Genomic DNA, 13,492 nt, shown 5'->3' on the forward strand with positions numbered 1-13,492 from the left:
TTGATTAAATCAGACCAACAAGAAAAATGCCGATACTTATGAAGAAAGCAATCAGAAAAACATTGTAAGACCACTGTAATAGTTGGTACTTGCATATGGTATAATGGCTAAGCATAAAACTGGCCCGTACCTGATTACCTATTTGTAATTCCTGGTTACGAACAACTGCATCCATTGATTTTTCATATTCTTCCAGACTAACATGCTTCATCATCATAAAGCTGTTGTGCATAAAATCTGGATATTTTTCCTTCATTTCACGATGATATTTGAATAAACGATGTATATATGCCCCTATAGGGCTGGCTGTTAACAAGGATAAAACCAAAGAAATACCGCTACCAATAAGTAAGACAACACCAATTTTATTCCCTTCATTGATATATAAATCCATCTTTTGACTAAAAAGAATCAACAAAGAAATAATAGCGGTATTAATACGTACCATGATCATAGCTTTTCGATCGGCCATAGTCATTCGATTGATCAACATTCTAAAATGATTACGAAAAAATGTACTCAGAGCTTTTCTGGGCTCCTGCTTGGTATCGTATAATCCTCGTTTCTTTTTCTTCTTAAACCCCTGATGTTCAACAACAGATTCGTCACATATATTCGTATTAAATACTTCCCGGATAACATCATTCTCTGTAGAGTTGGCAGTAAGATTTCTTTCCATTTTATACATCTATATATTTAGATACAAATATATAAAATAATACATTACCCCAACAAATATCAGTTCTCAGACATCGCTAAATGAACAAAAACTTATCTAACTTTGCGGCCAGTTTTAAAAGTATAACAGATTAACTTCATGCAGATTCCCCAACAATACAAGTTCATCGTCCAGCTCGGGAAAGCCCTTCATACTTATGGTGTTCCATCCTACAAATCGCAATTATACCTGACAGAGATTGCCGAAAAAAAAGGCATTAAAGGCAGTTTCATGGATACGCCAACATGGATCAACTATGTGTTCTATGAAGAAGATGAACATACCTATAATCACATAGAATGTGTTCCTCCCGGTGAACTTAATCTTGGAGCACTATCTGAAGTTGTTGAAATAACAAATAATGTCATTTCAAATGAATTGCCAATTACCGAAGCCAAAGAGAAAATAAAGGAATTGGATAAGACAAATTTTGGCTACAGCAGAATCATTGAGCTTTTGTCGTTTATGATATCGGCCGGTTCTTTTTGCATTATCCTAAACACCAATTGGCTATCAGTTCTTGTCGCTACCATGCTTGGAGCAATTGTATATGGAATTACAGCACTGTCAAAACATTCTGGCTACATAAGAAGTACACTTGAATCATTAGTAGCTTTTTTAGCCACAATCATCACTGGCCTTCTTTCAATGGTTTTACCCGATATTAACATTTCAATGACCATACTGGCCTCTATCATTGTTTTTATTCCTGGTCTTTCACTAACCACAGCACTTGAAGAAATTACATCGCGAAGCCTGGTATCGGGAACCGCTAAATTATTTGATGCGCTTGTATCTTTATTCAAGCAGTTCTTTGGTGTGGTACTTGGTTTGGCTCTTCTGCCACTTTTTATTGAACTGAAGCCACATGAGGTAATTGATAACATACCAGCCTGGGTAGACTTTCTAGCCATTCCGCTTCTGTCGCTTAGCCTGATGCCAGTTTTTAAAGTTCGTCTTAAAGATATTCCACTTGGGGTAGTCACTGGTTTTATTTGTTTTTACACAACAATGTTGCTCGATTTTACAGGTATTTTGGTTAGTATTTTTATCGGCACAATAGTAGCTGTTAGTATCAGTAAACTATTTGCCCACTTGACTAAAGCACCTCGTTTGGTGTATCTTATACCCGGTATTATTATGCTGGTGCCAGGAAGTAAGGCATTTATTGGGTTAAGCACCTTATTTTTAAACACCCAGGTAAGCAACAGTGCCATGGGCGAACAGGTGATATATATTTTTATGGGAATTATTGGTGGACTTATTTTTTCAGGCACTTTTATGGATAAAAGACTTGGAGAGAATGCCATCAGTCAAAACACAATTTTCAAGAGGTAAGTAAAGAACGTTAAGAATTGTAAAACACTGCGTGAATAAAAGCCATAGAATAGATTCTTAGTTTTAAGTTTTGTACATTTGCGGCCTCTTTTTAGTGGAGATGGTAAACCAGCCAACCTATAATTTGTAACACCCTGTTATCAAAAGGATAACAGTATTAAGATTTTTTTTTGAAAAACGCGTTAGCATGAAGTTATTAGTAAAAACCTTTCATGGTTTAGAAGATGTATTGGCCGAGGAATTAAAGGGATTAGGAGCCAAGGATGTAACACCAATTAAACGAGCTGTAACATGTACCGGCGATAAAGAAGTTCTTTATAAAGCCAATCTGCACCTGAGAACTGCGCTTCGCGTTCTTGTTCCTGTTTTAACTTTTAAAGCTAAAACAGAAGAAGAGCTATATAAAAACATCTATAAATTCGATTGGTCGGCCTACATTACAGAAGAAAATACCTTTGCCATTGATGCAGTTGCGTTTTCAGATTACTTCAAGCACACAAAATACCTGGCATTAAAATCAAAAGATGCCATTGTTGATCAGTTCAGAGATAAAAATGGTCAGCGTCCATCGGTGAATATCGAAAACCCCGATTTACAAATCAACATTCATGTTTCAAACGACCAGTTCACTGTTTCGCTTGACAGCTCAGTTGAATCGTTGCACCGCAGAGGATATCGTAATCCTCACCATAAGGCACCACTAAATGAAGTATTGGCTGCCGGTATGTTAAAGATTGCCAAATGGCATAAAGACATTCCTTTAATTGATCCGATGTGCGGTACAGGAACAATATTGATGGAAGCTGCAATGATAGCATGTGAAATGCCTGCTAACTTTAAACGTAAACACTTCGGTTTTATGTCATGGGTCGATTTTGACAAAACATTATGGGAAAAAATATATAGCGAAGCTGAGAATAATATCCGTTATCCAAAAGTAAATATTGTTGGTGGTGACAATAATCCACAGGCTATCGATATGGCTAAAACTGCTTCTTTGGATTTTCGACTGAATCGTCAAATCAGAATTGTCCGTTCAAACATGGAAGACCACATGCCTCCTGCTCCCCGTGGTATGATGATTACCAACCCTCCGTATGGTGAACGTTTAACTAAAGATAACATTAACGAATTCTATAAAAAAATAGGCTCCCACCTGAAAAAGAATTACACCGACTGGCAAGCCTGGATCATCACCTCAAACATGGATGCTCTTAAACACGTTGGCCTACGTCCTGATTCTAAATACAAGCTTTACAATGGCTCTTTAGAATGTCGCTTTGTAGCTTATGATATGTTTGAAGGTGAAATGAAGGAATTTAAAAAGAAAGTAAATCGAACAAGAAGACGAATCGATAGTTAATTAATATTGTCAATGTATAATTCGCCTATTTGTTAATTTAAATAGGCGATTTTCGTAAAATAGAATCTTCTTCAAGCCAGAAGTAAGTAAATTAATTATCATGCAAAACAGAATAACAGAACTCTTCAATATTGAATATCCAATCATACAAGGTGGAATGGTTTGGTGTAGCGGCTGGCGTTTGGCTTCAGCTGTCAGCAACAATGGGGGCCTTGGTCTTTTAGGTGCCGGATCAATGTATCCCGATGTACTTCGTGAGCACATACAAAAAATGCAAAATGCTACTGATAAACCATGGGGAGTTAATGTTCCACTTTTGTACCCCAATATTGATGAGCTGATGCAAATTATTGTTGAGGAAGGCGTGAAGATCGTATTTACTTCTGCAGGCAATCCTGCTAAATGGACCGGTTTTTTGAAAGAACAAGGCATTACAGTTGTTCATGTAATAGCCAATGGTCGCTTTGCCAAAAAATGTGAAGAAGCAGGTGTTGATGCCATCGTTGCTGAAGGGTTTGAAGCCGGTGGACACAATGGGCGTGAAGAAACAACAACTCTTACATTAATTCCTTCTATACGGCAGCAAACCAATTTACCATTAATTGCTGCGGGGGGTATTGGCACCGGCAAAGGCATGTTTGCAGCTTTGGCTCTTGGAGCTGATGGTGTGCAAATAGGTTCTCGCTTTGCAATTACTGAAGAATCTTCAGCTCACAATGCATTTAAACAATTAGTTGTTGAAACAGGTGAAGGTGGCACTTTACTTTCCTTAAAAAAGCTTGCTCCGGTTCGTTTAATGAAAAATGCCTTTTTTGAGAAAGTGCATGAAGCTGAGAAGTCGGGTGCTTCGACACTGGAGTTACAAAAACTATTAGGCAAAGGCCGTGCTAAGAAGGGTATATTTGAAGGGGATTTAACTGAGGGGGAACTCGAAATTGGACAGGTTGCATCATTGATAAATGACATTAAACCTGTTGCTGAGATCTTTGCTGAATTACTAAAAGAATACCGCAGTGTGAGAGAAGAGGCTGCAAGCAATCAACGATTTGATTTCTAATGATAAATATTGAAAAAAGAACGTTAAACAATGGGCTGCGGGTTGTGGTTCATGTTGATAAAAGTACTCCATTAGCTGCTGTTAATGTATTGTATAATGTTGGTTCAAAAAATGAACAGGCTGATAAAACCGGATTTGCCCACCTGTTTGAGCATCTAATGTTTGGTGGAAGCAAAAATATCCCATCCTATGATGCCCCCTTGCAAATGGTAGGTGGTGATAACAATGCATGGACAAGCTGTGACATCACAAACTACTATCTGACCTTACCAGCCGCCAACCTTGAAACTGGTTTTTGGCTGGAGTCTGACCGTATGCTTGAACTAGATTTCTCTGAAAAAAGCCTTGAAGTACAACGGAAGGTTGTCATAGAAGAATTCAAACAGCGCTACCTCAATCAACCTTACGGTGATATTCCTTTGCTGATAAGTCCACTTGCCTATAAGGTTCATCCTTACCAGTGGCCTACAATAGGAAAGGACATTGCCCATATAGAAAACGCAACACTCGAAGATGTCAAGTCTTTTTTCTATAGTCACTATGCCCCCAATAACGCTGTTTTAAGTGTTTCGGGTAATGTAAATCCTGACAAGGTATTTCAGCTGGCTGAAAAATGGTTTGGTGCCATTCCTCATCGCGAGCTCGATTCAAAAGAAATAATCAGGGAACCTCAGCAAAAGGAAGAACGCAGACTGGAAGTGGAGCGTAAAGTACCAGCAGATTTAATTCATAAGGTATTTCATATCGGAAGTCGCACTGATGATGATTTCTATACCGTTGATTTGCTTTCTGATGTGCTTTCCAATGGCCCTTCGGCTCGTATGAATCAGTCACTGGTTAAAGGACAACAGCTATTTAGCGAGGTTAACGCGTATATCTCAGGAGACCATCACCCTGGTTTATTTACCGTAACAGGACGCTTATTGCCAGGCATAACAATGGAAAAAGCAGAAGAAGCGATACAGACAGAACTTGACAAAATAAGTGCTGAAATGGTTAGTGATTATGAATTACAAAAAGTTAAAAACAAGATTGAATCCTCACTTGTCTTCTCTGAAATAAGTTTTTTAAATAAAGCCATGAACCTTGCTTCATTTGAATTACTGGGTAAGGCAGAGAATATTAATGATGAAGTGAATAAGTATCAGGCAGTAACTGCCCAGGGCATACTTGATTGTGCTCAAAAAACATTCAGACCGACTAACAGCTCCACTTTGTATTATCGCTCAAGCCAATAAAATATGAATATAAACAGACACGAAGCTCCTGAATTTAAGAACATTGACTTATTTGAGCTATTGCCCATTGATACCTTTGAACTAAACAATGGAATTAAAGTGCATTTAATGCAGGCTGGTTCACAAGATGTTGCAAAGCTTGATTTTTTATTTCCAGCAGGTTCGGTCCAGGCTGCTAAACCATTATTAGCATCAATCACAAACAAAGCTTTAACAGAAGGCACAAGCAATATGAAGGGCGCCGAAATTTCTGAAAAAATAGATTTTTATGGTGCTTTTATTGGTCAACAGGCTTCCTTTCATCATTCAATTGTCACCCTTGTTTCACTAACACATTTTCTTCCTCAAACACTGGAGTTGCTTGAGGATATTGTTAAGAATCCTGTATTTGAACAAAAGGAAATAGACACTCTGATCAATAAACGCAGGCAGGAATACCTGATTGAAAGCGATAAGGTAAAAACACTTGCTACCCGGGCTTTCACTCAAAATCTATACGGCAAAGAACATCCATATGGAAATTATGTAACCATGGATGATTTTGAGAACCTATCACGCGAAGATGTTGTCACATTTCATCAGAAAGCATACATACCGGAAGGAACGCATATTATCATTTCAGGACAGCCGGGCGATAATATTAAAGAATTACTTAATCATCACTTTGGCCAGCAGTGGTCAGATAGATCGCCTTTATGCGATTCCAAACCCGATGCTAAATATAGCATAGAAAACAACATCCTTGTTGAAAAAGAAGATGCGCTGCAATCATCAATAAAAATTGGTATTCCCCTGTTTACAAAGGAACACCCCGATTTTCATGGTATGCAGATACTGAATACTGTGTTAGGAGGATACTTTGGCTCGCGCCTGATGACTAACATTCGCGAAGAAAAAGGTTTGACCTATGGCATTTCCTCTTTTATAATGACATACAAGTATGCAGGTTTTCTGGTGATTAGTTCTGATGTTAAAGCAGAGAACAGAGAATTGGCTGTTAAAGAAATTTATAACGAGATACGCCTTTTACGCGAGAAGTTAATTGACAATGAAGAACTGGAGCTGGTTCGCAATTTCCTGCTGGGTGATATGATTCGTAATTTTGATGGTCCGTTTGCAACATCGGATAACTATCGGGGGTTGATTGACCTGAATTTACCAACTTCATATTTCACGCAGTTCTTTGATGTTTTGAAAAACATAACTGCCAGTGAATTACAACAATTGGCTAAGAAATACTTTAAAGAAGAAAACATTATTACAGTTATAGCTGGTAAGTAAAGCACTTGCTATGCCTAAAAGCATTGTAATCGGTTATGCTGACCATTGCATCAACTTATTACTCAATTTGCACACTTATTCTCTGATAAAGAGAACCTTTACCGGCAAAATCAGTTACCATGCAGGCTAAAACAAAAAGATTTAGCTGATTAAATCTTTCAATGTTCGCTGTCTTTATAGATTAAATTTCAAAGGCGATTGCCAGGTCCTTTGTAACAATGAAAGGAAATAAGTATTTTAGTTCGCTTTAACGACTACGTGCATGACTAAATTGGATTGGGAAGAAGAAGATAAAATGATTCGTGAGCAGTTCAGCAAGCTCATGGAAGCTTGTCCGCGCTGCCAGACACCAGAAAACACCAAGTTGGTGACGAAAGCTTTTGAACTGGCTCATGAAGCGCACAAAGGTATGCGTCGTAAATCGGGCGAACCATACATTTTGCACCCAATCGAAGTTGCACGCATTGCTGCAGAGGAAATAGGTCTCGGCACAAAAGGTGTAGTTGCCGCTATATTGCACGATGTTGTTGAAGATACCGACTATACCGTTGAGGACCTGCAGAATATTTTTGGAGAGAAGATTGCCTCAATTGTTGCGGGACTTACCAAGTTAGAAGGTGTTTTTGACCAAAGCACATCCATACAGGCTGAAAACTTCCGCAAGTTATTGTTGACCATGGTAGAAGATGTTCGTGTTATACTTATCAAGCTGGCCGACCGCCTGCATAACATGCGAACATTAAAGTCGATGCCTGAACATAAACGATTGAAAATTGCCGGAGAAACACTTTACTTTTACGCGCCTCTTGCCCATCGTTTGGGATTGTATGCCATAAAATCGGAACTGGAAGACTTAAGCCTGAAATATGAATTGCCACAGGTTTTTACCAATTTAAGTCAAAAGGTTAAAGACAGCGAAGAACAGCATGTTGAGTTTATCAATCACTTTAAAAACCCAATAGAAAAACGCCTTTTGGCCGAAGGCTATGAGTTTGATGTTGTCGGACGTCATAAATCTATTTACTCGATATGGAGTAAAATGCAAAAAAAGGATCTGCCTTTTGAAGAAGTTTATGATGTATTGGCCATTCGGGTTGTGTTTACGCCCAAAAGCCACCTGCCGGAGAAAACACAATGCTGGGCCATCTATTCGATGATTACCGATATCTACAAACCTAAGCCAGATCGTCTGAGAGACTGGGTATCTACTCCTAAAGCCAATGGCTATGAAGCGCTTCACAGTACGGTAATGGGGCCTGATGGCAAATGGGTGGAAATACAAATTCGCACCAAGCGAATGGATGAAATTGCTGAGCGTGGTTTTGCAGCACACTGGAAATACAAAGGGCAGAAAGAAAAAGAATCAGAATTGGATAAGTGGCTTGAAATGATAAAAGAGCTGCTTGATAATCCAGATGCTGATTCCTTAGAGTTTTTAGATGACTTTAAGCTAAACCTTTTTGCTTCAGAGATAATGATATTCACCCCCAAAGGTGAAGTACGCGTCTTACCCAAAGGAGCAACTGCACTTGACTTTGCTTTTGACATACATACCGATATTGGTTACAAATGCATTGGTGCCAAGGTTAACTTTAAACTTGTACCATTAAGTCATCAGCTTAAAAGTGGTGATCAGGTCGAGATCATAACTTCAGAAAAGCAACAACCGAAATATGACTGGCTTAATTTTGTTACCACAGCCAAAGCCAAAACACGCATTAAGAACGCCTTTAAAGAGGAACGTAAAACCATAGTTTTAAAAGGTGAACAAATACTGGAGAAAGAACTTCACAAAAAGAAACTAACCATTAATTCACGCATCCTTAAAAAGATTCTTGATTTCCATAAAATATCAAAACGCGACGAACTATACTTTAAAATTGGTAAAGGCACTCTAAAGCTCGACAACCTGCATAAAATACTAAGTACCAAATCGTCGAATAAATGGATTCGTTACTGGAAGCTTAATTTCGGAATGTCAGCCGGAAAACAGGAGGCTACTAAAAATGAAGCTCCACAGAAAAAGAAACAGGTCGTATTATCTGACCATGATGAACAGGATCAATTCACCATTTCAGAATGCTGTAATCCAATTCCTGGTGATGATATACTTGCCTTTCAGGATGACAATGATAAAATTATTCTGCATAGCAGAAAATGTCCTGTAGCATTAAAATTAATGTCAAGCCAGGGCAATCGTATTTTGTCAGCGCAATGGGAGTCGCACAAAATATTATCATACCTGGCACTTATCAACCTATCGGGCATTGATCAAATGGGCATTGTCAGTAAAATAACAAAGGTGATATCGGAGGATCAGAATGTTAATATGCGCTCCATAAATATTGAGAGCCATGATGGAATTTTTGAAGGCAACATCTATTTATATATTCATAACACTGAAGATTTAAATAACCTGATCTTAAACATTATGAAAATCAAAGGAGTTCATAATGTAACACGCCAGGAACGAATCAAAGCAGACCTGTAAACGCAGATAAAAGTAAGGTGTAATAATAGAGCTATATTCTTGCGTGACATCTTGTTTTTACTAAACATCGCTTCCCTGACCTGGTAGTTGTGACATGAAATAAATAAACGGTAGAAGTTCATTGATATAATTTGATTCATATAAACCATCTTATTACACCCATAATAGCTCTTACAGCCAACTTTTCACCGTGTTTTCACAAGCGCGTAATGAATTCTGACTAAAAACTTATAAACATTTGTATTTATCACGCTATTTTAATTATTTTTAGGCTCTATTTTAATTGAGACTGCATATGAATAAGGTAGAAGCCAAAGATGTGGTAAAACAGTTATTCACTGAGTACCTTCAACGCAATGGACATAGAAAAACACCGGAGCGTTACGCTATATTAGACGAAATTTACAGCCGTGACGGGCATTTTGACATTGAGTCGCTCTATATCTTTATGAAGAATAAGAACTACCGTGTCAGTCGTGCTACCTTATACAATACCATAGATCTTTTACTGGATTGTAAACTGGTTATCAAGCATCAGTTTGGTAAAAACATTGCACAGTTTGAAAAAGCCTTTGAATCGAAACAACACGATCACCTTATTTGCACAAACTGTGGAAAAGTAATTGAGTTCTGCGATCCCGGCATTCAAACTGTATTAAATAATGCCGCCAGCTTTAACGAGTTTAAAGTATCGCACCATTCATTGTATGTCTATGGAACCTGCAAAGACTGCCTGACGGAAGAAACTAAAGAATAAGAAACTACTTAAAGTATGCTTTTATAATTAATTTGTATCAAATAATTATAAGCTTCGGAGAGATCAATGCATATAGCAGCTCTCTTTATTGATATCTTTTAATAAAGTATAAGCTGAATGCACCAAATTAAACGGTAAGAGAAGACATAAACAGTTTCTCACATTATTCCATAAAAAAACAGAGCTTTACAATAGCTTTTATGCGTATAATGTGTACTTTTACAAATCGGAATTCTGAGCCAATCGGAAGTCCGATTTTTCATGTTAAGACATTGATAACACAGTGTTTAGCATTTCATTGAACAAGACAAAGCGCTTAGTTTAATTTACAAACAACAGGCTCATTGAGCATAAATTAAAACAAAAGAGAATGAAGGTTGATGTTTTACTAGGACTCCAATGGGGGGACGAAGGCAAAGGAAAAGTTGTTGATGTTTTGACTCCTCAATACGATGTCATCACCCGTTTTCAGGGAGGTCCAAATGCAGGTCATACCTTAGAGTTTGACAATTTCAAACACGTATTGCACAATATCCCATCGGGTATTTTCCATAACGATAAAGCCAATATCGTTGGAAACGGTGTCGTGCTTGACCCCATAACGTTCAAAAAAGAAATCGATTCTTTAAAAGAGAAAGGTTTCGACATCACTAAAAACCTTTATATCTCAAAAAAGGCTCACCTGATCCTACCTACACACCGTATTCTTGATGCAGCTTCTGAGGCATCAAAAGGTAAAACCAAAATTGGTTCTACCCTTAAAGGAATTGGTCCTACATACATGGATAAGACTGGTAGAAATGGTCTTCGTGTCGGTGACATCCTTCATAATTTCGAAGAAAAATATGCAGCTCTAAAAGAGAAGCATGTCAAAATGCTTGAAATGTATGACTTCGAATACAACATTGAAGAATTTGAAAAGGGACTTACTGAAGGTATTGAAACCCTTAAGAGCTGTATTATCATTGATAGCGAACACGAAATCAACAAGCACCTTAAAGCAGGTAAAACCATTTTAGCCGAAGGAGCGCAGGGAACCTTGTTAGATATTGATTTTGGTTCTTACCCATTCGTTACTTCTTCAAACACTATTTGTGCAGGGGCTTGTACTGGTATGGGTGTTGCACCAAATAAAATTGGTGAGGTATTCGGTATTTTTAAAGCTTATTGTACGCGCGTTGGTAGCGGACCATTCCCTACTGAATTATTTGACGAAACCGGTGAAGAACTTCGTAAGGCTGGTCATGAGTTTGGTGCTACTACAGGTCGCCCTCGCCGTTGTGGATGGATTGATCTTGTAGCTTTAAAGTACTCTGTAATGATCAACGGTGTTACCCAGTTAATTATGACTAAAGGTGATGTATTAAGTGGTTTTGAGACTATTAAAGCAGCAACGGCTTACAAACTGCCTGACGGAACAACTACTGAGGAATTCCCATTTGAATTAACAGATGATGTTGAGCCAATTTACGAGGAAATTAAGGGCTGGAAAGAAGATTTAACCGGTGTTAAATCTGAGGATGAGTTCCCACAGGAATTAAAAGACTATATAGCTTACCTTGAAAAGCAATTAGAGGTACCTATTACTATTGTTTCTGTAGGTCCTGACCGTGAACAAACCATTGTTCGTAAATAAGACAATTAGTTATTATATATTGAAAGCCTGCACTTTGTTGCAGGCTTTTTTTTGCCCTCATTGTACCGTTATCCTTTTTTATTTATAGCTATCCTCAGAATAAACCTAAAACAAAGGGTATAAAAAAACAGCCACCTGAAATAAGTGGCTGTTTTTACTATTTAGTAGAATACTATTATTTCTGAATATTTGGCCTTTCAAGACCATAACCTTTTTTCTTGTCTTCTGCCTTAAGAGCTATAGCAACAAAAATTGCCAATAAGCCGGTGGCAGCAAATATAACCATTGGTAAAGTATAGTCGTAATGACTGAACTTTCCACTGGCATCAGTTACCTTACAGTATTTTTCCAATACGATACCGATCAACAAAGGCATACCCATTAATCCCCAGTTTTGTACCCAAAAAATCAAAGCATATGCTGAACCCAACTGTTTCTCAGGAATAATTTTTGGGACAGATGGCCACATTGCAGACGGAACCAATGAGAATGTTACTCCCAATAGAATAATAAGAATAATTGCAATGACATAATGGTCCAGACCTGGTGCTGCAAAAACAGAATGCACCGCCAAAAGCATTATCGAACCAATTAACATGATAGTAGCACCCTTTCCTTTACGGTCATATAAGTTACCAAAGAATGGTGTTAATATAATTGTTCCAAAAGGTAACAAACTTGGTATAGCACCCGCAAAATCTTCATTTACACCATACTTATTTATCATTAAGTCGGTAGCATAATACAGGAATGGGAAAATACCTGAGTAGAAAAGAACACATAATAATGCGATTAACCAGAAGCCCTTATTCTTGATAATGAAAAGTATATCAGAAACTTTGAATGCATCTTCTTCAGAAACTTCATCAGCAATACCTTCTGATTTCTCAAGTTTTTTATCCATGAACGTGTACCAAAGGAAAGCGATGAAACCAGCAATCAATAAACCAAGGCCTAACATAACAGGTGCACTAATTGCAGGCATTCCATCAACACCCAAAGCCTTAGCCATTGGCAGAGGCACTGCTAAGGCTAAAGCTGTACCCATACGGGCAGTCGCCATCTCCAGTCCCATAGCCAGGGCCAGTTCTTTACCTTTGAACCATTTTACGATTATCTTGGAAATTGTAATACCGGCAATTTCAACACCCATACCAAAAACACCAAAACCAAGAGCTCCAATGGCAATTGAAGATTTAAATCCAAAAATAGTACCTTCAATTGGAAATTCGATAGCGTAATACTGCAAGGCTGTTCCAACTATCATTGTTAGGGCTGCTCCCAATCCAGTGAATCGCACACCCATTTTATCCAGAATGATACCACCAAAAATCAGCATCAAAAAGAATACATTGAACCATCCATATGCGCTATTCCACACACCGAAATCCGCACTGGTCCAGCCCATATGTTCTTCAAGCAATGGCTTTAAAGGAGAAATAACATAGTTAATATAATAGCCGCAAAGCATCGTAAACGACACAACCGCCAGGGCTCCCCAACGTGCACCTTTTGAATCACGTAGACTTTTGTTAATTACTTCAGTCATTTTAATTTTAGTTAGTTATACGAATAAAAAAGAATAGCCGCAATTGACATTGCAGCTACTCTTT

General features: G+C 38.0%; 10 protein-coding genes. 8 read left to right on the top strand and 2 right to left on the bottom strand.

Features of this window, described 5'->3' with window-relative positions; genetic code table 11:
* Positions 1–4 precede the first annotated feature (4 nt).
* Entirely contained in the window at positions 5–679 is a 675-nt protein-coding gene (locus tag ACRD69_RS12615) for a Pycsar system effector family protein (protein ID WP_430815455.1), read from the bottom strand.
* A 138-nt stretch (positions 680–817) separates the two neighbouring features.
* Between ACRD69_RS12615 and ACRD69_RS12620 the strand changes: the two genes are divergently transcribed.
* The 8 genes from ACRD69_RS12620 to ACRD69_RS12655 all read left to right on the top strand — a co-directional run bounded on the left by ACRD69_RS12620 (position 818) and on the right by ACRD69_RS12655 (position 11,879).
* Positions 818–2,056, top strand: coding sequence for a threonine/serine exporter family protein (locus ACRD69_RS12620; protein ID WP_430815456.1), 1,239 nt, complete (start codon positions 818–820; stop codon positions 2,054–2,056).
* Positions 2,057–2,243: 187 nt separating this feature from the next.
* Positions 2,244–3,419 (top strand): THUMP domain-containing class I SAM-dependent RNA methyltransferase, encoded by a 1,176-nt coding sequence (locus ACRD69_RS12625; RefSeq protein ID WP_430815457.1) that lies wholly within the window; start codon positions 2,244–2,246, stop codon positions 3,417–3,419.
* 100 nt (positions 3,420–3,519) lie between these two features.
* Entirely contained in the window at positions 3,520–4,476 is a 957-nt protein-coding gene (locus tag ACRD69_RS12630) for an NAD(P)H-dependent flavin oxidoreductase (RefSeq protein WP_430815458.1), read from the top strand.
* Positions 4,476–5,714, top strand: coding sequence for a M16 family metallopeptidase (locus tag ACRD69_RS12635; RefSeq protein ID WP_430815459.1), 1,239 nt, complete (start codon positions 4,476–4,478; stop codon positions 5,712–5,714). The genes ACRD69_RS12630 and ACRD69_RS12635 overlap by 1 nt, the downstream gene beginning before the upstream one ends.
* A 3-nt stretch (positions 5,715–5,717) precedes the next feature.
* Positions 5,718–6,995 (top strand): M16 family metallopeptidase, encoded by a 1,278-nt coding sequence (locus tag ACRD69_RS12640; protein WP_430815460.1) that lies wholly within the window; start codon positions 5,718–5,720, stop codon positions 6,993–6,995.
* A 262-nt stretch (positions 6,996–7,257) separates the two neighbouring features.
* Positions 7,258–9,486, top strand: a complete 2,229-nt coding sequence (locus tag ACRD69_RS12645; protein ID WP_430815461.1) for a RelA/SpoT family protein — start codon at positions 7,258–7,260, stop codon at positions 9,484–9,486.
* A 295-nt stretch (positions 9,487–9,781) separates the two neighbouring features.
* On the top strand, positions 9,782–10,243 hold the full coding sequence (locus tag ACRD69_RS12650; RefSeq protein ID WP_430815462.1) for a Fur family transcriptional regulator: 462 nt from the start codon (positions 9,782–9,784) through the stop codon (positions 10,241–10,243).
* Between the two features lie 370 nt (positions 10,244–10,613).
* Entirely contained in the window at positions 10,614–11,879 is a 1,266-nt protein-coding gene (locus ACRD69_RS12655; protein ID WP_430815463.1) for an adenylosuccinate synthase, read from the top strand.
* 175 nt (positions 11,880–12,054) lie between these two features.
* Here the strand turns inward: ACRD69_RS12655 and ACRD69_RS12660 are convergent, their stop codons facing one another.
* Positions 12,055–13,428 carry an MFS transporter gene (locus ACRD69_RS12660; protein ID WP_430815464.1) on the bottom strand — a complete coding sequence of 458 codons (1,374 nt, stop codon included), beginning with the start codon at positions 13,426–13,428 and terminating at the stop codon, positions 12,055–12,057.
* Positions 13,429–13,492 lie beyond the last annotated feature (64 nt).

It is taken from the genome of Carboxylicivirga agarovorans (genome assembly GCF_050589845.1).
GTDB classification, from domain to species: Bacteria; Bacteroidota; Bacteroidia; order Bacteroidales; family Marinilabiliaceae; genus Carboxylicivirga; species Carboxylicivirga agarovorans.

Excerpts from the sequence above, each read along its gene's own strand:
- ACRD69_RS12615 (WP_430815455.1), bottom strand. The coding sequence starts at position 679 with ATGGAAAGAAATCTTACTGCCAACTCTACAGAGAATGATGTTATCCGG.
- ACRD69_RS12620 (WP_430815456.1), top strand. The coding sequence starts at position 818 with ATGCAGATTCCCCAACAATACAAGTTCATCGTCCAGCTCGGGAAAGCC.
- ACRD69_RS12625 (WP_430815457.1), top strand. The coding sequence starts at position 2,244 with ATGAAGTTATTAGTAAAAACCTTTCATGGTTTAGAAGATGTATTGGCC.
- ACRD69_RS12630 (WP_430815458.1), top strand. The coding sequence starts at position 3,520 with ATGCAAAACAGAATAACAGAACTCTTCAATATTGAATATCCAATCATA.
- ACRD69_RS12635 (WP_430815459.1), top strand. The coding sequence starts at position 4,476 with ATGATAAATATTGAAAAAAGAACGTTAAACAATGGGCTGCGGGTTGTG.
- ACRD69_RS12640 (WP_430815460.1), top strand. The coding sequence starts at position 5,718 with ATGAATATAAACAGACACGAAGCTCCTGAATTTAAGAACATTGACTTA.
- ACRD69_RS12645 (WP_430815461.1), top strand. The coding sequence starts at position 7,258 with ATGACTAAATTGGATTGGGAAGAAGAAGATAAAATGATTCGTGAGCAG.
- ACRD69_RS12650 (WP_430815462.1), top strand. The coding sequence starts at position 9,782 with ATGAATAAGGTAGAAGCCAAAGATGTGGTAAAACAGTTATTCACTGAG.
- ACRD69_RS12655 (WP_430815463.1), top strand. The coding sequence starts at position 10,614 with ATGAAGGTTGATGTTTTACTAGGACTCCAATGGGGGGACGAAGGCAAA.
- ACRD69_RS12660 (WP_430815464.1), bottom strand. The coding sequence starts at position 13,428 with ATGACTGAAGTAATTAACAAAAGTCTACGTGATTCAAAAGGTGCACGT.